This is a genomic window from uncultured Flavonifractor sp. (assembly GCF_944385615.1).
Lineage (GTDB): Bacteria > Bacillota > Clostridia > Oscillospirales > Oscillospiraceae > Flavonifractor.
The window spans coordinates 1-22,791 of record NZ_CALWXV010000025.1; the positions used below are offsets into that span (position 1 = coordinate 1).

General features: G+C 60.9%; 26 protein-coding genes and 1 other annotated feature. Of the genes, 17 read left to right on the forward strand and 9 right to left on the reverse strand.

Annotated elements, in window-relative coordinates; translation table 11 throughout:
* Nucleotides 1–286: hypothetical protein (locus Q0J75_RS07845; protein ID WP_297199211.1), on the forward strand; the 286-nt coding region annotated here is incomplete at its 5' end.
* Between the two features lie 4 nt (nt 287–290).
* Here the strand turns inward: Q0J75_RS07845 and jag are convergent.
* From jag to rpmH, 5 genes are all read right to left on the reverse strand, one after another.
* Nucleotides 291–1,064, reverse strand: a complete 774-nt coding sequence (jag, locus tag Q0J75_RS07850) for an RNA-binding cell elongation regulator Jag/EloR (protein WP_297199214.1) — start codon at nt 1,062–1,064, stop codon at nt 291–293.
* A 36-nt stretch (nt 1,065–1,100) separates the two neighbouring features.
* The gene (locus Q0J75_RS07855) at nt 1,101–2,420 is read right to left on the reverse strand and encodes a YidC/Oxa1 family membrane protein insertase (RefSeq protein WP_297199217.1); all 1,320 of its coding nucleotides are present in this window, start codon (nt 2,418–2,420) and stop codon (nt 1,101–1,103) included.
* A 44-nt stretch (nt 2,421–2,464) separates the two neighbouring features.
* Nucleotides 2,465–2,683: a membrane protein insertion efficiency factor YidD gene (gene yidD, locus Q0J75_RS07860; protein WP_297199220.1), complete on the reverse strand. Its 219-nt coding sequence runs from the start codon at nt 2,681–2,683 to the stop codon at nt 2,465–2,467.
* A 1-nt stretch (nt 2,684) separates the two neighbouring features.
* Nucleotides 2,685–3,032: a ribonuclease P protein component gene (gene rnpA, locus Q0J75_RS07865; RefSeq protein WP_297199223.1), complete on the reverse strand. Its 348-nt coding sequence runs from the start codon at nt 3,030–3,032 to the stop codon at nt 2,685–2,687.
* Nucleotides 3,033–3,133: 101 nt separating this feature from the next.
* Entirely contained in the window at nt 3,134–3,268 is a 135-nt protein-coding gene (gene rpmH, locus Q0J75_RS07870) for a 50S ribosomal protein L34 (protein WP_006570963.1), read from the reverse strand.
* Nucleotides 3,269–3,839: 571 nt separating this feature from the next.
* Between rpmH and dnaA the strand changes: the two genes are divergently transcribed.
* The 13 genes from dnaA (at nt 3,840) to bilS (ending at nt 15,477) form a co-directional block, all read left to right on the forward strand.
* Nucleotides 3,840–5,156: a chromosomal replication initiator protein DnaA gene (gene dnaA / locus Q0J75_RS07875; protein ID WP_297199228.1), complete on the forward strand. Its 1,317-nt coding sequence runs from the start codon at nt 3,840–3,842 to the stop codon at nt 5,154–5,156.
* Nucleotides 5,157–5,502: 346 nt separating this feature from the next.
* Nucleotides 5,503–6,615: a DNA polymerase III subunit beta gene (gene dnaN, locus Q0J75_RS07880; RefSeq protein ID WP_297199230.1), complete on the forward strand. Its 1,113-nt coding sequence runs from the start codon at nt 5,503–5,505 to the stop codon at nt 6,613–6,615.
* Nucleotides 6,616–6,667: 52 nt separating this feature from the next.
* A complete protein-coding gene (locus tag Q0J75_RS07885; RefSeq protein ID WP_297199233.1) occupies nt 6,668–7,108 on the forward strand; it encodes an acyl-CoA thioesterase in 441 nt (146 codons plus the stop codon).
* On the forward strand, nt 7,105–7,317 hold the full coding sequence (locus tag Q0J75_RS07890) for an RNA-binding S4 domain-containing protein (RefSeq protein ID WP_297199236.1): 213 nt from the start codon (nt 7,105–7,107) through the stop codon (nt 7,315–7,317). Before Q0J75_RS07885 ends, Q0J75_RS07890 begins: the two co-directional genes overlap by 4 nt.
* Complete coding sequence (recF, locus tag Q0J75_RS07895; RefSeq protein ID WP_297199239.1) at nt 7,314–8,423, forward strand: DNA replication/repair protein RecF; 1,110 nt, start codon at nt 7,314–7,316, stop codon at nt 8,421–8,423. The genes Q0J75_RS07890 and recF overlap by 4 nt, the downstream gene beginning before the upstream one ends.
* A gap of 158 nt (nt 8,424–8,581) precedes the next feature.
* Nucleotides 8,582–8,893: a Tat pathway signal protein gene (locus tag Q0J75_RS07900; RefSeq protein WP_297199242.1), complete on the forward strand. Its 312-nt coding sequence runs from the start codon at nt 8,582–8,584 to the stop codon at nt 8,891–8,893.
* Entirely contained in the window at nt 8,894–9,157 is a 264-nt protein-coding gene (gene remB / locus Q0J75_RS07905) for an extracellular matrix regulator RemB (protein ID WP_297199245.1), read from the forward strand. It abuts the gene before it with no gap.
* 88 nt (nt 9,158–9,245) lie between these two features.
* A complete protein-coding gene (gene gyrB / locus Q0J75_RS07910) occupies nt 9,246–11,189 on the forward strand; it encodes a DNA topoisomerase (ATP-hydrolyzing) subunit B (protein ID WP_297199248.1) in 1,944 nt (647 codons plus the stop codon).
* A gap of 61 nt (nt 11,190–11,250) precedes the next feature.
* The gene (gene gyrA / locus Q0J75_RS07915; protein WP_297199251.1) at nt 11,251–13,758 is read left to right on the forward strand and encodes a DNA gyrase subunit A; all 2,508 of its coding nucleotides are present in this window, start codon (nt 11,251–11,253) and stop codon (nt 13,756–13,758) included.
* Between the two features lie 3 nt (nt 13,759–13,761).
* Nucleotides 13,762–14,136 (forward strand): SHOCT domain-containing protein, encoded by a 375-nt coding sequence (locus Q0J75_RS07920; protein ID WP_297199256.1) that lies wholly within the window; start codon nt 13,762–13,764, stop codon nt 14,134–14,136.
* Nucleotides 14,137–14,175: 39 nt separating this feature from the next.
* Nucleotides 14,176–14,481 (forward strand): SHOCT domain-containing protein, encoded by a 306-nt coding sequence (locus tag Q0J75_RS07925; protein ID WP_297199257.1) that lies wholly within the window; start codon nt 14,176–14,178, stop codon nt 14,479–14,481.
* Nucleotides 14,482–14,493: 12 nt separating this feature from the next.
* The gene (gene rnhA / locus Q0J75_RS07930; protein ID WP_297199260.1) at nt 14,494–14,931 is read left to right on the forward strand and encodes a ribonuclease HI; all 438 of its coding nucleotides are present in this window, start codon (nt 14,494–14,496) and stop codon (nt 14,929–14,931) included.
* A 39-nt stretch (nt 14,932–14,970) separates the two neighbouring features.
* Nucleotides 14,971–15,477: a flavodoxin family protein BilS gene (bilS, locus tag Q0J75_RS07935; RefSeq protein WP_297199263.1), complete on the forward strand. Its 507-nt coding sequence runs from the start codon at nt 14,971–14,973 to the stop codon at nt 15,475–15,477.
* A gap of 51 nt (nt 15,478–15,528) precedes the next feature.
* Here bilS and Q0J75_RS07940 read toward each other — a convergent pair whose 3' ends face one another.
* Nucleotides 15,529–16,965 (reverse strand): glycine--tRNA ligase, encoded by a 1,437-nt coding sequence (locus Q0J75_RS07940; protein ID WP_297199267.1) that lies wholly within the window; start codon nt 16,963–16,965, stop codon nt 15,529–15,531.
* 123 nt (nt 16,966–17,088) lie between these two features.
* Nucleotides 17,089–17,291 (reverse strand) — a binding site (T-box leader).
* A 55-nt stretch (nt 17,292–17,346) separates the two neighbouring features.
* Nucleotides 17,347–18,546, reverse strand: coding sequence for a bifunctional phosphopantothenoylcysteine decarboxylase/phosphopantothenate--cysteine ligase CoaBC (coaBC, locus tag Q0J75_RS07945; protein ID WP_297199271.1), 1,200 nt, complete (start codon nt 18,544–18,546; stop codon nt 17,347–17,349).
* 261 nt (nt 18,547–18,807) lie between these two features.
* On the opposite strand from coaBC, the gene Q0J75_RS07950 reads away from it, so the two are divergent.
* Nucleotides 18,808–19,494, forward strand: a complete 687-nt coding sequence (locus Q0J75_RS07950) for an ECF transporter S component (protein WP_297199274.1) — start codon at nt 18,808–18,810, stop codon at nt 19,492–19,494.
* Nucleotide 19,495: 1 nt separating this feature from the next.
* Entirely contained in the window at nt 19,496–20,260 is a 765-nt protein-coding gene (locus tag Q0J75_RS07955) for a type III pantothenate kinase (RefSeq protein ID WP_297199277.1), read from the forward strand.
* 35 nt (nt 20,261–20,295) lie between these two features.
* Here the strand turns inward: Q0J75_RS07955 and Q0J75_RS07960 are convergent, their stop codons facing one another.
* Nucleotides 20,296–21,183: a YihY/virulence factor BrkB family protein gene (locus Q0J75_RS07960; protein ID WP_297199281.1), complete on the reverse strand. Its 888-nt coding sequence runs from the start codon at nt 21,181–21,183 to the stop codon at nt 20,296–20,298.
* A 133-nt stretch (nt 21,184–21,316) separates the two neighbouring features.
* Nucleotides 21,317–21,580, reverse strand: coding sequence for a 30S ribosomal protein S20 (gene rpsT / locus Q0J75_RS07965; RefSeq protein WP_207753863.1), 264 nt, complete (start codon nt 21,578–21,580; stop codon nt 21,317–21,319).
* A 199-nt stretch (nt 21,581–21,779) separates the two neighbouring features.
* Between rpsT and gpr the strand changes: the two genes are divergently transcribed.
* Nucleotides 21,780–22,682 (forward strand): GPR endopeptidase, encoded by a 903-nt coding sequence (gpr, locus tag Q0J75_RS07970; RefSeq protein WP_297199288.1) that lies wholly within the window; start codon nt 21,780–21,782, stop codon nt 22,680–22,682.
* Nucleotides 22,683–22,791: the final 109 nt, after the last annotated feature.

Genomic DNA, 22,791 nt, shown 5'->3' on the forward strand with positions numbered 1-22,791 from the left:
GCTTTCTTTTTGGCATAATAAAGCACCCCACTTGTTATTCAGTATATCATACTGTCTAACAAATGGGGTGCAGTTCAGTGCTCAGGTGGTTTTTTATGGTCAAAAAAGCCTCGCAGAGTTTGCGCCCGCAGGCGCAAATAAAGTAAGATCCGTTTTCCCCGGCGACATGCGCGTCGGGGAAAACACTTCTCAGCCCGCAAGTGTAGCATTGCTGCGCCAATGGCGGAGCAATGATGCGCGCGGCGGGCTGCATCCTGCTCAAAAAGTGGCTATGCCACTTTTTTGATGGCTTACCGGTGCTCCCCCCGGCTATAGGCCACCACGGTGCGGCGGTTGGGCTCGGTGCCGATGGAGTAGGTGGTCACGTCGGCGGTATCCTGAAGGGCGGTGTGGATCACATGGCGCTCGTAGGCGTTCATGGGCTCCAGGGTCACGTTGCGGCGGTACTTGACCACCTTGCCCGCCACCTTGTGGGCCAGCCGGATAAGGGATTCCTCCCGCTTGGCCCGGTAGCCCTCGGCGTCCACATGGATGCGCACCCGCTTGGGCTGGCCGTGGTTGACGGCGTAGCCGGTGAGCTGCTGGATGGCGTCCAGGGTCTCTCCCCGGCGGCCAATGAGGCCGCCCAGGTTCTGGCCCACCAGCTCCACCTGATAGGTGCCGTTCTCATCCATTTTAATGACCGGCTGGGCGTCCGCCCCCATGTGGGACAGCAGGCCGGTGAGAAAGTCGTTGATCTGCTGGGCCTTCTCCCCCTGAGCAGGGGCGGCGGCAGGTGCTGCGGGGGCCTGGGCCTCTACAGCAGGGGCGGGGGTCTCTGCCTGGACGGGCTTGGCCGCGGGCGCGGCGGGCGCCTCCGCCACAGGGGCGGGGGCGGCGGGCTCGTTGGCGGCCTCATAGGTCACTTTTACCTTGGCGGGGCAGCTGCCGATCCCCAGGAAGCCGGACTTGGCCCGCTCCAGGACCTCCACAGATACCTCGTCCCGATCCATGCCCAGCTTTTGCAGGGCGGCCTCAATGGCTGCCTCTTCGCTCTTGCCGGTGCTCTCGATCCATTTCAGCATTGGGTATCTCTCCTTATGAATCCACGGCAGACGCCGTTATTCCTTGGTCTCCCCGTTGTCGTCGGGGGTTTGGGCGGCGGGGGATTCCTCCACAGGGGCGCTCTCCAGAGGGGCGTCCAGCGCGGGAGTGTCCTCCATCTGGTCCCCGCCGGCGGCCTGGTCGGCTTTTCTGGCAAAGATGGGCTCCTCACCGGGATAGCAGGTGGGACCCTCCTCGCTGTAGCGGTAGGGATCGTAGGCCCGGCCCCGGGCGTACTGCCGGATGCCCACCCGGCTGTACTCCTTCACAATGCCGGGGACCTTCTCCTCGTCCTCCCGCTTCTTCTCGGCCTTTTTCTTCTTGCCCCGGTTGAGCTTCTCCTCCTCGATGCGGCGGGCCCGCTCCTCAGCTTTTCGGCGGCGCTCCTCCTTCTCCTCTTCCTTCTCCTGGAGCTCCCGCTCGGCCTGCTTGCGGGCGGCCTCCTCGTAGTCCTTCTTCAGGATGATGCTGCACAAAAACTCCTGAACCATGGACAGCAGGTTGTTGGCCACCCAGTACACACACAAAGCGGCGGGCATGGTGAAGCCGATCCACAGGGAAATGAGGGGGGAAATAATCATCATGGACTTGGCGGAGCTGCTGTTGGTCTGGGCGCTCTGCTTGTTGATGGCGTTGGTCTTCATGGAGATGAGGGAGAAGACCACGCCGGTGAGGGCGGAGATCACGGGCAGCAGGAACAGACCGAAGCCGCCCTGAATGGTCCAGAATTGCAGCTGGGGCACCTGAGACAGGTCCACCAGGCCAAACAGGTCAAAGTTGATGGCAATGATGCCGCTGCCGGCCTGACCCACGGCGGCCTTCACCGCCTCCAGATTCTCGGGGGTGATGAGGGAGGCCAGATACAGCTGGTTATAGCCGCTGTTGGCGAAGGTGTCGGTGGCCTCCTTGATCCAGCCCATGTTCACGGCCTGGGTGCTCCAGCCCACGGTCTGGGCAATGGTGTTCAGGGTCTCGGCGTCGTTGATGCCCATCATGTAGTGGATGGGCTCCCGGATGATGGGGTAGAGGATCATCAGGATGATCAGGGGGATGAAGGACCACAGGCAGCCGCCCATGGGGTTGATCTTCTCCTTCTCATAGAGCTTCTGCACTTCCAGATTGTATCTCTGCCGGTCCTTGCCGTACTGCTTTTGCAGCTTCTGCATCTGACCGGACAGGATGTTCATCTGGATCATGCTGCGCTTGCCCTTCAGGGAGAGGGGGAAGAGCACCACCTTGACCACCACGGCAAAGAGGATCAGAGCCAGTCCATAGCTGCCGCAGAAGTTATAAAACAGCTGAAGCAGCCAGGCAAAGGGGGTGAGGATAATTTCCATTTGCGCGCCTCCAAGCGTTCATTGTCTTGCCGTTTCGCGTGAACTTACGGCACGGGGTCGTACTCGATGGATTTCTGCTTATGGAAGGGCTGACATTTCAGAATACGGCGTAAGGCCAAAAAGCCCCCCTTGAGCGCACCGTATTTCTCCACCGCCTCCAGCGCGTACTGGGAGCAGGTGGGGATAAAACGGCAGCAGGGGGGACGGGCAGGGGAGATATACCGGCGGTAAAACCGGATGAGAAAGAGCAGCAGGCCCTTCAACTCAGGCCCCCTCCTTTCGGAGCAGGCCCAGCTTGTCCGCCAGGGAGAGCAGGCTGCGCTCCACCTCCCGGTACCGGCAGTGGCCGGCCCGCACCCGGGCCACCACCACCAGGTCATAGCCCGGCAGGAAGCGGTCCTCATGGATGCGGTAGGCCTCCTTGATGCGGCGGCGGGTGCGGTTGCGGATCACCGCCTTGCCCACCTTCACCCCCACGGTGATGCCCAGACGGCTGCGGGGGGAGTTGTTCTTCCGGCAGTAGAGGGCCAGGCAGGGATTGACCGCGCTTTTGCCCTTGTTGTACAGGCGGCGGAACACATGGTTCTGCTTCAGGGATACGGTGTGCTCCACGGCGGTCCTCCTTTCCCGATCCAAAGTTCCGTATGCTGCGCAGGGGCGGTGGGAAAAGCTCCCCCGCCCCTATGAAATGCCCTATTCCATTTGCGGACCCATCAGTGGGTCAGACGGGCGCGGCCCTTCGCGCGGCGGCGGGCCAGGACCTTGCGGCCGTTGGCGGTACGCATACGCTTACGGAACCCGTGCTCCTTGGAGCGCTGGCGCTTCTTGGGCTGATAGGTACGAACCATGTTGGGACACCTCCTGTACAAAAATCAAGCGGGTCGCCCCGCCCACCACAACAGCCTTTCGGCTGCGGTCGTCAAGAAAAACTGCTTTACACCGTATGGCTTTCCACGATGCACATGGTATTATAGCCTATTTTAAAATGGCCTGTCAACCACTATTTTGGTTTCTTTTTTGGTTTTTTTCTGTCCTTAACCGGGGAATACCATATCTTGTGGCCGGAGGAGGAGGCGGGGACAGGCGTAGGGGCGGAGCGGGGCCGCCAAACCGTTCCAAACTGTGGACGGCAAAACTGGGCGGGCGGCCTGCCGGGGCTGTTCCTGTGGAAAACACGGTGGAAAAGTGGTTTCTTTTTATTATTGTATCGTTGCTTTCCACCGGCGGATTTGCTATAATGATATGCGTTAAATTATCTGCAATCCTTCCGGCGGTCGGACCAATTCCGGCGGCCGGTACCTGCCGTTGGCGGGCGCAGTCCAGACAGAGACCTTCAGGTCTTGAAAGCCCAGGCTTTCAAGGTCTTGTTTTGCTGCGCCGTCTCCGGCCATCCATTTTGACGAAAGAGGTGGTCTTTCCGTGAATCTGCCGGCCGATCTCTGGGCCAAGGTCCTCTCCCTGATGGAGCAGGATATGACAGCCACCACCATCAACACCTGGTTTGACGACGCCACCCCCGTGGCCCTGGAGTCCAACCGGTTTGTGCTCCACACCCCCTCCAACTTCAAGCGGGATATCATCAACTCCCGCTATCTGCCCACCATTCAAAAGGCCCTTCATGAGCTGTTCTCCTCTGATTTTGAGGTGGTGGTACTGGGCGAAGGGGAGCTGGAGGGCTACGGCCAACAGAAAAACGACGATCTGTTCCTCCCAGGCACCGAGGAGTATACCTTTGAGCGCTTTGTGGTGGGCTCCTCCAACAAGTTCGCCCACGCCGCCGCCCTGGCGGTGGCCGAGCAGCCCGCCCAGACCTACAACCCCCTGTTCATCTACGGCGAGTCCGGCCTGGGCAAGACCCACCTGCTCTACGCCATCGCCCACAAGATCCATCAAAACCACCCGGAATTCCGCATCGTCTATATCAAGGGCGATTCCTTCACCAATGAGCTGATCCAGGCCATCCGGGAGGGCCGCAACCCGGAATTCCGGGAAAAATACCGCTCCGCCGACGTGTTCCTCATGGACGACGTGCAGTTTATCGCCGGCCGGGAATCCACCCAGGAGGAGATGTTCCACACCTTCAACACCCTGTACGAGGCCAAACGGCAGATCGTGTTCACCGCCGACCGCCCCCCCAAGGAGATGCTGCGGCTGGACGACCGGCTGCGCACCCGGTTTGAGTGGGGCCTGCCTGTGGACATCCAGCCCCCCGACTACGAGACCCGGGTGGCCATCATCAAAAACAAGGCCATCCGCCGGGGCATGAACCTGCCCGACCCGGTGCTGCAATATATCGCGGAAAACATCACCTCCAACGTGCGGCAGATCGAGGGCACCGTCAACAAGATCCTGGCCTTCCAGGAGCTGATGGGGGAGAGCGTGGACGTAGACACCGTCACCCGGGCGGTGCGGGACATGTTCAAGGACAAGGCCGACTTTCTCCCCTCCCCCGAGGTCATCATTGACGAGGTGGGCAAGTTCTACAACATCGAGCCGGAGGCCCTCCGGGGACAGAGCCGCACCAAGGACACCGCCCTGGCCCGGCAGATCGCCATGTACCAGATCCGCCGCATGACCAACCTGTCCCTGAAGGAGATCGGCAAGGAATTTGACAACCGGGACCACGCCACCGTCATGCACTCCATCGACCGCATCGAGAAATTGACCAAGCAAAGCCCGGAAATTGCAGAGGTCATCAAGGACATCAACGCCAACATCAACGCCCGCTATGAATAGGGCTGGATGAGGCTTGCATATCAGTGAATATTTATTGAATTTTATGCAAGAAAACGGATCCCTTCTCCATGGGCCGGTTTTCCACATTTCCACACAGTTTTGCGGATATGTGGAAAGGGGAATGTGGAAAACTTTTTTCGCCTTCTTTTTCTGTGGAAAGACCCCGATTTTTTTCCACACCCCCTGTGGACAGATTTTTCTTAGCGGTTCAACGGGTTTTTCCACTTTTCCACAATGTTTTCCCCTACGGCTTACTATTACGACATTTATCCCTCCTCTCTCCTGAGGAGCGGGAGAAATCCAGCGGAGCGTCTCCGCTCCCGATGAAACGGAGGATGCAAGTTTTATGAAATTTTCCTGTGAAAAGGCCCTGCTGCAATCGGCCATTTCCACCGCCTCCCGTGCCGTATCCCCCAAAAGCTCCATTTCCGCTCTGGAGGGTATTCTGGTAGAGGCCGGACAGGAGCTGCGGCTCACCGGTTACAACCTGGACACCGGCATCCGTACCATTGTCCCTGCTGAGATCAGCGAACCGGGTACCCTGGTGCTGGCTGCCCGGCTGTTCGGCGAGATCATCCGAAAGCTGCCCGACGACGTCATTACCTTTGAGACCAACCAATATATGGTACACATCACCTGCGGTCCCAGTGAATTCAACATTTTGGGCACCGATCCCGAGGAATTCCCCGAACTGCCCACGGTGGAGTACCAAAATTCCCTGCTCCTGTCCCAGTCCAAGCTGAAATCCATGATTTCCCAGACCATTTTTGCCGTCAGCGACAACGAAAGCCGGCCGGTCCACACCGGCTCCCTCTTTGAGGCCGACGACAACGGCCTTACCATCGTTTCGGTGGACGGTTTCCGGCTGGCCCTCCGCCATGAGGCCATTGACCGGAAGGACGGAGCACCAGAATTTTCCTTTGTGGTGCCCGGCTCCGCTTTGTCCGAGGTGGAAAAGATCTGTTCCGACTGCGACGAGCCGGTGTCAGTCACCCAGGGCGCCCGGCACGTCATGTTCAAGGCGGGCACCACCATGCTGGTGACCCGGCGGCTGGAGGGAGAATTTTTGGCCTACCGTCAGGCCATCCCCCGGAACAACGGTATCTGTCTGGAGGGGGAGACCAGGACCCTGCTGTCCTCCATCGAGCGGGTGTCCCTCATCATCACTGAGAAGCTGAAATGCCCCCTGCGGTGCGTCTTTGAGGACGGATTGATGAAAATTTCCACCAAAACCGCCATTGGAGACGCCTATGATCAGTGCCCTGTCACCGGCGATGGCCAGGGGTTGGAGATCGGCTTCAACAACAAATATTTGATGGATGCCCTGAAGGCTGCCCCCGCCGACAAGGTGCGGCTGGAGCTGTCTACCAGCGTGTCCCCCTGTGTCATCCTGCCCGCCGAAGGGGAGGAGCGTTTCCTCTATATGGTGCTGCCCGTCCGTTTGAAGGCAGGAGAGTAAAAGCAGGCGGCCTTTACGGCCGCCCATCCCCCCATGGAAAGGAAGAATCCGTTTGGAACTGCATCCTTACCTGCACAAGGTTCAATTTTACGAGACAGACGGCATGAGCATCGTCCACCATGGAAATTATATCCTATGGATGGAGGAGGCCCGTACCGATTTTATGAACCAGATCGGCTGGAGCTACCACCGGGCGGTGGACGCGGGCATCGACTTTGCCGTCACCGACGTCAGCTGTGCCTACCGCTCCATGACCCGGTTTGGGGAAACGGTGGCCATTACCATGGCGGTCCAGGCCCTGTCCCCGGCCAAATTGCAGCTATCTTACAAAATGGTGAACGCGGGCACCGGGGAACTGCGGGCGGAGGGCACCTCCGGCCACTTCTTTTACGACCGGGCCAAGGCCCGGCCGGTGGCCCTGAAAAAAGCCCTGCCGGAGCTGTGGCAGCTGCTGGAATCCCTGTACCATAAAGGGGGAAAAACCGAGAAATGAAGACCATTCAGTCGAAAATCAACACGGAATTTATCAAACTGGAATCCCTGCTGAAATTTGAGGGCCTGGTGGAGACCGGCGGGGAGGCCAAGGAGCGTATCCAGGCCGGTGAGGTAACGGTCAACGGGGAAGTGTGCACCATGCGGGGCAAAAAGCTGCGCCCCGGCGACGTGGTGGCCCTGGATGACCTGCGCGTGGAAGTGGTATGATCGTTTCCTCCATTTCCCTGGACTTTTTCCGCAATTATGTCCATTTTGAGGACCATTTTTCCCCCCATGTCAATGTGATCTGGGGGGAAAACGCCCAGGGCAAGACCAATCTGCTGGAGGGCATCTCCTATCTGTCCACCGCCTCCTCCCACCGGGCCCGGTATGACCGGGAGCTGATCCAGATGGGACAGACCCACGCCGCGGTCAAGGCGGGGGTCTTTTCCCGGGGGCGGGACTTTACCCTGGAGGCCAGGCTCCAAAAGGGGGCCCGGCGGCAGCTTTTTGCCAACGGGGTAAAGTTAAAAACCGCCGGGGAGCTGGCGGGGGTGCTGAACACCGTCCTGTTTTGCCCGGAGGATCTGTATCTCATCCGGGAGGGGGCGGCGGTGCGCCGCCGGTTTCTGGACAACTGCATCTGTCAGCTGCGGCCCCGGTATGCCGAGGCCCTGGCGGAATACCGCCGTCTGTACGAGCACAAAACCCGGATTTTGCGGGATTGGGAGGAACATCCCTCTTTGCTGGACACCCTGGAGGAGTTCAATCTGCGCATGGCCCAGACCGGGGCCCTGCTGATCCACTACCGGGCCCACTTTATCAAGCGGCTGCGGGAGGTGACCCCCCCCATCCACCGGGATTTTTCCGGCGGACGGGAGGAATTGGGGCTGCGGTATACCACGGTGAGCACCATTTCCGACCCTTTGGCTCCCACCCGCACCCTGCTGGAACAGCTGGTGGAGCACCAAACATCCCACCGAAAGGCGGAGCTGGAGGCCCGGCAGTGTCTGTCGGGACTCCATAAGGACGATCTGGTGGTGGAGCTGGACGGGGTGAGCGCCAAAGCCTTCGCCTCCCAGGGCCAGACCCGGACGGCGGCCCTATCTTTGAAGCTGGCTTCCCGGGAAATTTTCTTTCAGGAGACGGGGGAGTGGCCGGTGCTGCTGCTGGACGACGTGCTCAGCGAGCTGGACCACCGGCGGCAGGAGTTTGTGCTCAAACGCATCAACGGGGGACAAGTATTTATTACTTGTTGTGAGGAGATGAGCCTGGACCGGCTGGGGGAGGGGAAAACCTTCCACATCCGGGAGGGGGCCCTGGTGGAATTGTGAACAACCCGGTGGAAAAAGGCTGTTTTTGTTTTTCCACAGCAGATATATTACAAATAGTTATCAAATATCTGTGAAAACAGACCTGTGAGAGGGGAACCATCTTCACCGAGTTTTCCACAATCCCGGCCCAAATTGTGGACAGTATGTAGGAGACGCCTATGATTCTTTTGATTTTGGCCCTCATTCCCCTGGTGGGGGGCCTTGTGCTGGAATTTCTGGTGTGCCAGTTTACCCGCAAGGGCAGCCGCCTGTGGAAGCTGCTGCCCCCCATAGGGGCCGCTCTGGTCACCGTTTTGCTGGTGTACTACCGGCTCGGCCTGTGGGAGTCGGAGGACTCCCCGGTGACCCAGCTGCTCTTTATCCCCGGCCTGCCCGCCCTGGGCTTTTTTGTGGGGCTGTTTGCCGGCTGGCGGCTGTACCGGCGGCTGTGGCGGCCCAGAATCATTCAGGACCCGGGGGAGGGGCGGTAAATGTATCTGCATATCGGTCAGAACGTCATCATCCCCTTTCGGGATGTGGTGGGGCTCTTCGATCTGGACAATACCAGCGCCTCCCGCCTGACCCGGTCTTTTCTGGAGCGGGCCGAAAAGGAGGGGCGGCTGGTCAACGTGTCCGACGATCTGCCCCGGTCCTTTGTGCTGTGCAGCGGGCAGGAGGGGCCCCCTGTGGTCTATCTCTGCCAGCTCTCCACCGCCGCCCTGCTGCGGCGGGCGGAAAACAACAGCTTTGAGTGAACGATCCTTCGGGCCGTCAAAGGCGGCTCCTACGGGAGAACGTAGGGGTGGCCTTTGACCGCCCGCTGATTCCAATGGAGGTTTTCAAATGTCTGAAGAACTGAACAACAGCGCCACCCAGGTGGAGCACGAGTACGGCGGCTCCGAGATCCAGGTGCTGGAGGGCCTGGAGGCCGTCCGTAAGCGCCCCGGCATGTATATCGGCTCCACCAGCGAGTCCGGCCTGCACCACCTGGTGTACGAAATTGTGGATAACTCCATCGACGAGGCCCTGGCGGGCTACTGCGACGAGATCACCGTCTCCATCGGGGAGGGGGATATCATCACCGTCATCGACAATGGCCGTGGTATCCCCGTGGATATCCAGCCCCAGACCGGCCTGCCCGCGCTGGAGGTGGTGTTCACCATCCTCCACGCCGGCGGCAAGTTCGGCGGCGGCGGCTACAAGGTGTCCGGCGGCCTCCACGGCGTGGGCGCCAGCGTGGTCAACGCCCTCTCCGAGTGGCTGGAGGTGCGGGTCCACAAGGAGGGCAAGATCTACGAGATGAAGTTCTCCCGGGGTAAGGTGACCCAGCCCATGCAGGTGGTGGGGGACACCGACCGCCATGGCACCGAGGTGGTGTTCAAGCCAGACCCCGAGATGTTTGAGATCACCGAATATAACTATGAGACCCTCCATACCCGGATGCGGGAGGAGGCCTTCCTCAACGCAGGGCTGCGCATCCACACCGTCGACAACCGCCCCGGCAAGGAGCAGGAGGACACCATGCACTACGCCGGAGGCATCCGGGAGTTTGTGTCCTTCCTCAACCGCTCCAAGGACCCCATCCACGCCGATGTGATCTACATGGCGGGGAGCAAGGAGGACTCCATGGCGGAGGTGGCCTTCCAGTACAACGACGGCTACAACGAGACCATTGTGTCCTTTGCCAACAACGTCCATACCCCCGAGGGCGGTATGCATGAGGAGGGCTTCAAGCGGGCCCTGACCACCGTGCTCAACAACTACGGCAAGAAAATGAAGCTGCTCAAGGACGACGACAAGGTGTCCGGCGAGGACTGCCGGGAGGGCATCGCCTGCGTCATCTCGGTCAAGCTCACCGAAGCCCAGTTTGAGGGTCAGACCAAGGCCAAGCTGGGCAACAGCGAGATCCGCACCCTGGTCAACTCCATCGTCACCGAAAAGCTGGCCGAGTACCTGGAGGAGAACCCGGCGGTGGGCAAGGCCATTCTGGAAAAGGCCCTGATGGCCAACCGGGCCAGAGAGGCCGCCCGGAAGGCCCGGGAGTCCATCCGCCGCAAGACCGCCCTGGGGGGCGCCGCCATGCCCGACAAGCTGCGGGACTGCAACGAGGTCAACCCCGAGCTCACCGAGCTCTACATCGTGGAGGGCGACTCCGCAGGCGGCTCCGCCACCCAGGGGCGGGACAGCCGGTTCCAGGCCATTCTCCCCCTGTGGGGCAAGATGCTCAACGTGGAAAAGGCCCGGGCCGACAAGGTGTACGGCAACGACAAGCTCACCCCCGTCATCACCGCCCTGGGGGCGGGCATCGGGGACGACTTTGACCTGAGTAAGCTGCGCTATCACAAGATCATCATTATGGCCGATGCCGATGTGGACGGCTCCCACATCCGCACCCTGCTTTTGACCTTCTTCTTCCGGTTCATGCGGCCCCTCATTGAGCACGGCTATGTGTACGCCGCCGTGCCACCCCTGTTCAAGCTGACCCGGGGCAAGACCACCCGGGTGGCCTATGACGATGAGGAGCGGGAGCGCATTGCCGCCGAGCTGCGGGGAGACAACCCCAACACCAAGGTGGTCATCAACCGCTTCAAGGGCCTGGGCGAGATGGATTACCATGAACTGTGGGAGACCACCATGGACCCGGAAAAGCGGACCCTGCGCCGCATCACCCTGGACGACGCCGTCCTGGCCGACCAGACCTTCACCGTCCTCATGGGCGAAAAGGTGGAGCCCCGGAAGGAGTTCATCGAGCGCAACGCCAAGTATGCGGTGAATTTGGACTATTAAGGCTTCGGGCGTCTCCGACGCCCCGCCTTTGACCTTATCATGAAGATTGAGAGGCAACAGCATGAGCAAAAAGCCACAGTACGACCCGGAGGAAATCCGGTACCCGGACCAGACCATCGTCACCTCGCCCTTGGTGAAGGAGATGGAACAGTCCTATATCGAGTACGCCATGAGCGTCATCAAGGGCCGGGCCCTGCCCGACGTGCGGGACGGTTTGAAGCCGGTCCACCGGCGCATCCTGTACGCCATGTATGAGGACAACCTCACCGCCGACAAGCCCTTCAAAAAGTCCGCCACCTGCGTGGGCGACGTGCTGGGCCGGTATCACCCCCACGGCGACGCCAGCGTGTACGACGCCCTGGTCCGGCTGGCCCAGGACTTCTCCATGCGCTACCCCCTGGTGGACGGCCACGGCAACTTCGGCTCCATCGACGGCGACCCCGCCGCCGCCTACCGGTACACCGAGGCCCGTATGTCCAAGATCTCCGACGAGATGCTGCGGGACATCGAAAAGGACACGGTGAACTGGGACCCCAACTTCGACGAGTCCCGGAAGGAGCCCCGGGTGCTCCCCTCCCGGTTCCCCAACCTGCTGGTCAACGGTTCGGCGGGTATTGCCGTGGGCATGGCCACCAACATCCCGCCCCACAACCTGCGGGAGGTCATTGACGCCACCATCTGCGTGCTGGACAACCCGGAGGCCACCCTGACCGACCTGATGGAGCACGTCAAGGGCCCCGATTTCCCCACCAAGGGTATCATCATGGGCCGCTCCGGCATCCGGGCGGCCTACGCCACCGGCCGGGGCCGGGTGTGCGTCCGGGCCCGCACCGAGTTTGAGGAGTTCGGCCAGAACCGCACCCGCATCATCGTCACCGAGATTCCCTACCAGGTCAACAAGCGGATGCTCATCAAAAACATGGCCGACCAGGTGGAGGACAAGCGCCTGGAGGGCATCTCCGACATCCGGGACGAGTCCGACCGCAACGGTATGCGGGTGGTCATCGAGCTCAAGCGGGACGCCAACCCCCAGGTGGTCTTGAACCGCCTGTTCGCCCAGACCCAGCTCCAGACCACCTTTGCCATCAATATGCTGGCCCTGGTGGACGACCAGTCCCAGCCCAAGATCCTCTCCCTGCGGCACATCTTGGACGAGTACATCGCCTTCCAGGAGGAGATCATCGTCCGCCGCACCAAGTACGACCTGAAAAAGGCCCAGGAGCGGGCCCACCTGCTGGAGGGCCTGCTCATCGCTCAGGACAACATCGACGAAGTCATCCACATCATCCGCTCCAGCTACGACAACGCCAAGGAAAACCTGATGAGCCGCTTTGCCCTGGACGAGGTCCAGGCCCAGGCCATTCTGGATATGCGTCTCAAGGCGCTCCAGGGCCTGGACCGGGAGAAGCTGGAGGCCGAGTACAAGGAGCTGGAGGCGCGCATTGCCTACTTCAATGAGCTGCTGGCCAGCGAGGAGAAGATCCGGGGGGTGCTGAAGGAGGAGCTGTCCGCCATCCGGGACAAGTACGGCGACGAGCGGGTCACCGAGATCCAGGACGTGGAGGACGAGATCGACATTGAGGACCTGATCGAGGAGGAGGAGTGTGTCTTTACCCTCACCGCCGGGGGTTACATTAAGCGCACCCCCGCCTCCACCTACCGGACCCAGCGCCGGGGCGGCAAGGGCATCACCGCCATGTCCACCAAGGAAGAGGACTATGTGGACACGGTGTTTACCGCCTCCACCCACGACTATATCCTCTTCTTCACCAATAAGGGCCGGGTCCACCGGAAGAAGGGCTACCAGATCCCCGAGGCGGGCCGCACCGCCAAGGGCACCAATCTGGTGAACGTGCTGCCCATCGAGCAGGACGAGAAGGTCACCGCCATGATCCATCTGCGGGAGTTCCCCGAGGATCGGTATCTGGTGATGGTCACCCGCAGCGGCACCGTCAAGCGTATCCAGCTCTCCTCCATCCACACCGCCCGGAAGGCGGGCATCCGCTGTATCACCCTGGACGAGGGGGACGAGCTGATCTGCGTCCGGGAAACCGACGGGGAGCAGGCCATTTTGATCGTCACCCACGACGGCATGGCCATCTGCTTCAAGGAGACCGACGTGCGGTGCATGGGCCGGGACGCCTGCGGCGTCCGGGGCATCAGCCTGCGGGCGGGCGACTTTGTAGTGGGCGCTGCCCGGGCCAAATATGACCATCAGGTGCTGATGATTACCGAAAACGGCTACGGCAAGCGCACCGAAATGGACGAGTATATCCGTGCAGACGGCCCCCAGAAGCGGGGCGGCTTCGGCCTGAAGGGCTACAACGTCACCGACAAGACCGGCCCCGTGGTGGGGGTCAAGGTGGTGAACGACAACGACGACGTGCTGGTCATCAACGACGCGGGCGTCATCATCCGCATGGCTGTGTCCGGCATCTCCACCTACGGCCGCACCGCCCAGGGGGTCAAGATCATGAATCTGGAGGATGGTGTAAAGGTTATTTCCTTTGCACGTACAGACCATGAGGAGGAAGAGGAGGACACCGGCGCTTCGGAAGGGGAGGAATAACGGATGTCCAGAAGAAAGGTGACCTACCGGCCCAGCAAGGCCGGGTCGGTGATGGGCGGCGTGGTGGGCTGCGTGTTCGTGCTCATCGGCCTGTTTGTCATCATTCCCCAGTTTTCCATGGCGGGGGGCTTTGCCCTGCTGTTCGGCATCGCCTGGACAGCCATCGCCGCCATCATGACCGTTGTTAATTTTTATCAGGGCTTTGGAAAGAAGTATATGGGCCCCGAGATCCACATTGAGGAGGACGGGGTGTCGGCCGACCAGTCCAAGGGCACCCCGCAGCAGCGGCTGGAACAGCTCCAGTCCCTCTATGACCGCCGGCTCATCACCCAGGAGGAGTACGAGCAGAAGCGGCGGGAGATTTTGAAGGAGCTGTAACGGCAAAGGCCTTGTTTGGAAGGGGGGAGAGAAGACAGGATGGTACTGGATTTTTTCTCTCTCTTCACGATCTTTTCCTCTCCCAGCCAGTCCATGTGGATCTTGCTCATCTTCTGCGTTTTGTGCTATGTGATCTGGGTTCCCTGGCAGGAGTACAAAGAAAAGAGGCAGGACCGCAAAAAGCGCCCTGCCAAGCCCAAATCCAAGGACTTGGACGAAAAGCCCGGCCCGCCGCCCTCTGATTCCCGCCAGAAATTGAAACAGCTCAAGCAGCTGTGGAAAGCGGGGCTTTACACCGACGAGGAATACCGGCAGAAGCGCAAGAAAATACAAAGGGGCCGTTAAACAAGGAGGCACATGAAAACAGTTACCATTTATACCGACGGGGCCTGCTCGGGCAACCCGGGCCCCGGGGGCTGGGGGGCTATCCTGCAATACGGCGCGCACAAAAAGGAGCTCTCCGGCGGCGAGGCCCACACCACCAACAACCGCATGGAGCTGACCGGCGTTATCACCGCCCTGAAGGCCCTGAAAGAGCCCTGCACTGTGGAGCTGTACTCCGACTCCAAGTATGTCATTGACGCCCTCCAAAAGGGCTGGGCCAGGGGCTGGAAGGCCAAGGGCTGGGTGAAGTCGGACAAAAAGCCCGCCTTGAACCCGGATTTGTGGGAAACCCTGCTGGAGCTGTGCGATTACCACACCGTCCACCTCCACTGGGTCAAGGGCCACGCCGACAACCCGTTTAACAACCGATGCGACGAGTTGGCGGTGGCGGAGAGCCGGAAGTATAAGTAAGGGCCCGCATGGGCCCGCCCATGGTCCAAAGGAGGACGTATGAAAATCGCCATTGTATTCGACAGTCAGACCGGCAACACTGCCCAGGTGGCCAAGGCCATCCAGGCCGCCTGTGAGGGCCAGGAGATCGTCTCCTTTGGCCCGCCGCCCCAGAATGTGGACCAGGCCGAGCTGGTTTTTGCCGGGTCCTGGACCGATAAGGGGAGCTGTACCCCCGCCATGCAGGAATTTTTACATACCCTGTACGGCAAGCGGGTGGCCTTGTTCGGTACCGCCGGGTTCGGCATTTCCCAGCTGTATTTTGCCTCCCTGGCCGACCGCTTCAAAGGGGAGGTGCCCAAGGGAAACCAGGTAGTGAGCACCTTTTTCTGCACCGGCAAGATGCCCCAGGCGGTGCGGGACCGGTACGAGGCCCAGCTGAAGGCCGACCCGGAGAATGCCAAGCTGAAATCCATGATCCAGGCTTATGACCTGGCCCTGACCCACCCGGACCAGAGCGACCTGGAGCAGGCCGCCGACTTTGCCCGGGAGGCCATGCAGGCGTAAAAGTACAGAAAAACGCCCTGTCGCTTATGCGACAGGGCGTTTTTTGGTTTTTTAGAACTTGATGCGCTCAGCAATATAGGCTTTTACCTGATCCATGGGGATACGCACCTGCTCCATGGTGTCCCGCTCGCGGACGGTGACGCAGTGGTCGGCGGGGGTGTTCTCGTCGCCCACGGTCTGGAAGTCCAGGGTGACGCAGAAGGGGGTGCCGATCTCGTCCTGGCGGCGGTAACGCTTGCCGATGGAGCCGGCGTCGTCGTAGTCCACCATGAACTCACGGGCCAGCTCGTCCCGCAGCTGCTGGGCGGGGCCGGAGAGCACTTCTTTCTTGCTCAGAGGCAGCACGGCACACTTGAAGGGGGCCAGAGCGGGGTGGAAACGCAGCACGGTGCGCACATCGTCGTTGCCCTTCTTGTCCTGGCCCACCACCTCCTGGTCGTAGGCGTCCACCAGGAAGGCCAGGGTGACACGGTCGGCGCCCAGAGAGGGCTCCACCACATAGGGGATATAGTGCTCGCCGGTCTCCTGGTCGAAGTAGGTCATATCCTTGCCGGAGGTGTTCTGGTGCTGGGTCAGGTCGTAGTCGGTGCGGTCGGCCACGCCCCACAGCTCGCCCCAGCCGAAGGGGAAGAGGAACTCAAAGTCGGTGGTACCCTTGGAGTAGAAGCACAGCTCCTCGGGGCTGTGGTCCCGCAGCCGCAGGTGGTCCTCCTTCATGCCCAGGCTCAGCAGCCAGTCCTTGCAGAAGGAGCGCCAGTACTGGAACCACTCCAGATCGGTGCCCGGCTTGCAGAAGAACTCCAGCTCCATCTGCTCAAATTCCCGGGTACGGAAGGTGAAGTTGCCGGGGGTGATCTCGTTGCGGAAGGACTTGCCGATCTGGCACACGCCGAAGGGCAGCTTCTTGCGGGTGGTGCGCTGGACGTTGGGGAAGTTGACAAAAATGCCCTGGGCGGTCTCGGGCCGCAGGTACACCGTGTTCTTGGCGTCCTCGGTGACCCCCTGGAAGGTCTTGAACATCAGGTTGAACTGGCGGATGTCGGTAAAGTTGTGCTTGCCGCAGGAGGGGCAGGGGATGTTCTTCTCCTCGATAAAGGCTTTCATCTCCTCCTGGGAGAAGGCGTCGATGGGCTTCTCCAGCTCCACGCCGTTCTCGGCGCACCAGTCCTCAATGAGCTTGTCGGCCCGGAAACGCTCCTTACACTCCTTACAGTCCATCAGAGGGTCGGAGAAGCCGCCCAGATGGCCGGAGGCCACCCAGGTCTGGGGGTTCATCAGGATGGCGGCGTCCAGACCCACGTTGTAGGGGTTCTCCTGGACGAACTTCTTCCACCAGGCCTTTTTCACATTGTTCTTCAGCTCCACGCCCAGAGGGCCGTAGTCCCAGGTATTGGCCAGGCCGCCGTAGATCTCGGAGCCGGAGAAAATGAAGCCCCGGCCCTTGCACAGGGTAACGATCTGCTCCATGGTCTTGTCGGTGTTTTTCATGGTACAATCAAACTCCTTTTGTTTGTAATTTTGCATATATGGTACCGTTTCCCCTATCCATCTGGCCTTTGGCCAGCCACCTTACACCGGGGGAAGGCTAAGAAAAAACCGCCCTGAGCCTACGCTCAGGGCGGAAAAAATCCGTGGTACCACCTGAATTCGGACGATTTGTCCGCACTCAAACCCGGTAACGGTGGGGGACCGGCGGGGCATTGCCTCCCCGCGGCTCACGGGCGCCTTCTCGCCAGCTCCGCCAAAGCCTTGCACCGTCCGGCTTCTCTCTGGGGCGGAAATTTGGGGGTACTGTTCCCGGTCACTGCCTTATCGCGGGCTATTCTATCATGCTTTCCCCCACCCGTCAAGGAAAAAAGGGGCGAAGCCTCACCGGCGGCGGAGAATTTCGTCCAGCAGAGCGTGGGCGGCCTCCTCCTTGCTCATAAGGGGCAGCTCTTTGGCCCCGTCGGGGGAGATGAGGGTGAGCAGGTTGGTGTCCACCCCAAAGCCTGCCCCCGCCTGCTTCAGGTTATTGGCGGCGATCAGGTCCAGGTGCTTTTTCTCCAGCTTCTGTTTGGAGTTTTCCACCATGTCCCTGGTCTCCATGGAAAACCCGCACAAAAACTGTCCCGGACGGCGGTGCTGGCCCAGCCAGGCCAGAATATCCTGGGTGCGGGTCAGGGGGAGGGAGAGGTCGGCGTCGCCGCCGCTCTTTTTGATCTTGTCCTCTGCCAGATGGGCGGGGCGGTAGTCGGCCACGGCGGCGGCCTTGATGATGATATCCTGCTCGGCTGACCGGCTGGTCACCGCCTCAAACATATCCTGGGCGGAGACAATGTCCACCACCTCCATGTAAGGGGGCTTTTTCAGGTGTACCGGCCCGGACACCAGGGTGACCGCCGCCCCACGGGCGGCGGCGGCTCTGGCGATGGCATAGCCCATCTTGCCGGTGGAGTGGTTGGTTACATAGCGCACCGGGTCCAGGGCCTCCTGGGTGGGCCCGGCGGTGACCAGCACTTTAAGCCCCTCCATGTCCTTCTCGTGGCTCAGGGCGTGGAGGACACACTCCAGCAGGTCCTCCGGCTCGGGCATCTTGCCCTTGCCTACCGCCCCGCAGGCCAGGCGGCCGCTGGCGGGCTCCACGATCTCCCAGCCGTACCGGCGCAGGGTGTTTAAATTGTCCTGAGTCACCGGGTTTTCGTACATCTTGGTGTTCATGGCCGGGGCGGCAATTTTGGGACAGGTACAGGCCAGAATGGTGGTGGTGAGCATATCGTCGGCTAACCCGTGGGCCAGCTTGGCCAGCACGTTGGCGGTGGCGGGGGCCACCAGCACCAGGTCGGCCTGGTCGGCCAGGGCGATGTGCTCCACCTGGAACTGATAGTTGCGGTCGAAGGTGTCCACGCTAACCCGGTTGCCGGTGAGGGACTCGAAGGTGTGGGGGCCGATGAACTCGGTGGCGTTTTTGGTCATGACCACCTGGACGTTGGCCCCCTGTTTCACCAGGGCGGAGGCCAGATTGGCGGATTTATAGCAGGCAATGCCGCCGGTGACCCCCAGCAGCACAGTTTTCCCCTTTAATTGCATGGCGTGTGTCTCCTTTCTGGGCTGGGACGGCGGAAAACTGCCGCCGTTTTGCCCATTGGCCCCGCCATTATATCAGACCGGGCCGGACTTTTCCACATTCCCATTGCAATTTGTGGACAAAGCAAGTATAATGGCTCCGGTTGTTTCCACATCCGGGACCGCTGTACTCCCAAGAGACGGCAGGTCCCAACCCATGGGAAACAGCCGTCCAAAATACGCGCTGTATCCCCAAGGGGGAACGGCAGCTGGAGGTAATTGCATATGAAACAAGCGCTCACCCGGTCCCAACGGAGCAAACAGGTGCAGGGCATGGCCATTCTGGCCATGTTTACCGGCATTATTTTTCTGCTCACCTTTACGCCCATCGGCATGATTGACCTGCCTGTCATCAAGGCCACCATTCTCCACGTACCGGTCATCATCGGCTCCATTCTGCTGGGACCCAAGAAGGGCGCTTTTCTGGGCGCTATGTTTGGTCTGTCCAGCCTCATCAAAAACACGCTGGTGCCCGGTCTGTCCTCCTTTGTCTTTTCTCCCTTTATCCCCGTCCCCGGCCTGGACCGGGGCAGCCCCTGGGCGCTGTTTATTTGCTTTGTGCCCCGTATCCTGGTGGGCGTCACCCCCTGGCTGGTGTACACCCTGATTAAGTTCCTGTTCCGGAAGTCCAACGCCGGTGTTCAGACTGTGGGCATGGTGATCGCCGGCATCGTGGGCGCCCTCACCAACACCGCCCTGGTGATGGGCTCCATCGGCGTGATCTTTACGGAGGCCTACGCCGCCGCCCAGGGCATCCCCGCCGACGCGGTGATGGGCTTTATTCTGGGCATCGTGGCCGCCAACGGCATCCCCGAGGCCATTGTGGCCGCCGTCATCACCCCCGCCGTGTGCGTCCCCATGGTGCGGGCCCTCAAGCTGGAGAAGGCCCCTGCCGCCGCCCAGCCCGCCTGATATGCTGCTGGCTGTCGATATTGGCAACACCACCGTGGCTCTGGCGGGGCTGCGGGGGGATGTGCCCGCTTTTGTGATCCGCCTGCCCAGCGATTGCGGCAGAGATGCAGCCGCCTGGACGAATACCCTCCGGCAGCGGCTGGAAGGGGAGGGCGTGGACCCGAGAGAGGCGGATGGGGCCGTTCTTTCCTCGGTGGTGCCCGCCCTTACCCGCCCGGTGACCGCCGCCCTGGCGTCCCTTACCGGCCGCACCCCGTTGGTGGTGGGCAGGACCACCCCCACCGGTCTGGATCTGGGGGGGTATGATGCCTTTCATCTGGGCATGGACCGGGTGGTGGACTGTGTGGCCGCCCTGGCCCGGTACGGCGGCCCGGTGGCGGTCTTTGACATGGGTACCGCCACCACCCTGTCGGCAGCGGACAAAAACGGCGTTTTCCTGGGTGGGATGATCCTGCCCGGGCTGGCCCTCTCTCTGGAGGCCCTCAGCGCCAAGGCCGCCCAGCTGCCCCCCATCACCCTGACCCCGCCGGAGGGCCTCATGGGTACCGATACGGTGTCCTGTATGAAGCACGGCGCCCTCTACGGCGCCGCCGGTGCCATTGAGGGCATTGTCCGGAGGCTGGAGAGAACATATGGCCCGCTGACGGTGGTGCTCACCGGGGGCAACAGTACCCTGGTGCGGCCCCTGCTGGAGATCTCCACCGCCTGGGAGCCCAACCTGACCTTTTTGGGGCTGGCGGAGATTTGGAGACGCAATCAATGCTAAAAAACGGCACGCCGCTTGATGCAGCGTGCCGTTTTTTATCGGTCTTCTTGCTTGGATTCCCGAAGCAACTTGAGTTTTTTGTGCTTGTACCACACGCAGTTAAAGACATTGCCCAAAATTAAAATATTGCCGCACAGGTAGAGCCACACCAGCATGATGATGATGGAGGCCAGGGACCCGTACACCAGGGAGTACCGGGAGGACAGGCCGATAAACCAGGAAAAGAGGATGGAGAAGGCGGACAGGGCCACCGAGGCCAGAAATGCGCCGGTGAGAACGGGGGGCCGGGGCCTGCCGGCCGGGGCGGCCACCCGGTAGACCAGCAGCACAAAGAGAAAGACCAGCAAAAAGAGCAGCAGAAAGCGAAACCACTGCCAGTCCCAGGGCAGGGTATGGGTATCCAGCTGGAGCAGCCGCTCCACCGTCTGAAAGAGCCATCCGCCGGTGAGCAGCACCACAAGGGACAGGCAGATGGTGACCAGCAGCAGCACCGCAAAGAGCACGCTGGCCAGAATCTGCCGGAAACCCCGGTAACCCTTGCGGCTATAGATCTCCTCCATAATGTTCATCAAAGCCCGGAAGGCCGCCGAGGCGGAGAACAGGGTCATAAAAAGGCCTGCGATCAGCAGTCCGGTGGACTGATTGGAGGTGATGTACCAGACGTATTCCTTTAAAATGCTCAGGATGGCAGGGGGCAGCAGGGGGGCGGAGGCCTCCAGCACCGCGTCCAGGTCCACCGGCAGCAGGCTGATGAAGGCGTTGACGCAGATGAGCAGAGGAAAGAAGGAGAGAATGAGGAAATAGGCAAGCTCAGCGGCGGAACGGGAAATGTGCTTGGAAAAATAGAGCTCAGCCATCTCCAGCACAAATCTGACCGGCTTTTTTTGCAGCAGCCCTTTGGGCATGGGCACACCTCCCACCATACAGGTTCCTCTTGAATATACCATAAAATGGAATCCAATGCAAGGACAAGGAAGGGCGTCTTCCTGGTCCTTGCTGGTTTTTGGGCAGCAAAAAACCGCCTGCGCGGCAGGCGGTTTCATGTTTGACCACAGATCAGGCCAGCTTGTTCAGCTTGATGGTCATGGCGCTCTTCTTGTGCGCAGCGTTGTTCCGGTGCAGCAGACCATGAACCACGGCCTTGTCGACCGCCTTAACGGCCACCTTGTAAGCGCCCTCGGCCTCGCTGCGGTTGCCTTCGACCACCGCGGCCTCAAACTTCTTGATGTCGGTCTTGAGGGCGGACTTCGCGGCCTTGTTCTGCATGGCCTTGGTCTTATTCACCAGGACACGCTTCTTGGCAGACTTAATATTCGGCAAACCAAACACCTCCTCCGATGACGATAGTAATACACATAGTTTGCCCTGTGCATTTTTACATTCTAGCAGGAAGGCATGAAAATTGCAACTGTTTTTTTCAAATTTTTTCACCTTTTTTGAATATGGGGCCGCTCTGCGCAAAAAATAGAGGAAAGCGGCACACAAAACACCATATCTTGGGGTATTTAGGAGGACGGTTATGGAAAAACGACGGACGGACCTGGCGGTGGAGGCCGCCCAGCTGTGGCGGGAAGGGGGCAATGAGGGGGAGCTGCCCGGCGTGGAGCAAACGGAATCCGTCCGGGAGGGTTACCCGGTGACCACAGTGCGTATCTTCAACGACCAGGGGGCCAAGGCCCTGGGCAAGCCGGTGGGCACCTATGTGACCCTCACCCTGGAGGGGCTGGCCCGCCGGGAGCAGGACGCCTTCGGCCGGGCGGCCCGAGCGGTGGCGGCGGAGCTGTCCGCCCTGCTGAAGCTGCCCCAAAAGGCCCCCGTTCTGGTGGTGGGGCTGGGCAACCGGGCCATTACCCCCGACAACATCGGCCCCGCCGCCGCCGACCACACCATGGTTACCCGCCATCTGGTGGAACAGGTGCCAGAGCATTTTGGCTGTTTCCGGCCGGTGGCGGCGCTGGCGGCGGGGGTGCTGGGCACTACCGGCGTGGAGAGCGGGGAGCTGGTGAAGGCGGTGACCGAGAAGATCCGGCCCTCCAGCGTCATTGCGGTGGACGCCCTGGCCTCCCGCAGCCTGAGCCGGGTGTGCAACACCATCCAGCTGGCCGACACCGGCATTACCCCCGGCTCCGGGGTAGGCAACGCCCGGGCGGCCCTGGACCAGCGGAGCCTGGGAGTGCCTGTCATCGCCGTGGGGGTGCCCACAGTGGTGGACGGGGCCACCCTGGCCGCCGATCTGCTGGCCGAGGCGGGGCAGGGAGACCTGGACTCCCAGACCCTCCAGGGAGCGGGGGAGGGGGTGCTGGTCACCCCACGAGACATCGACGCCAAGGTTACCGATCTGGCCAAGGTGGTGGGGTTTGGCATCAACCTGGCCCTTCAGGAGGGACTGACAGTGGAGGATGTGGAGCTGTATTTAAGCTGAACCTGTCAAAAAAGACCTGTAGGTCTTTTTTGACAAAGAGCAGCATGACGGATGGGGTTCGATTTCTTGCGAAATTGTCACCCCATCCGCCATGAGAAGCGTCCTTTCC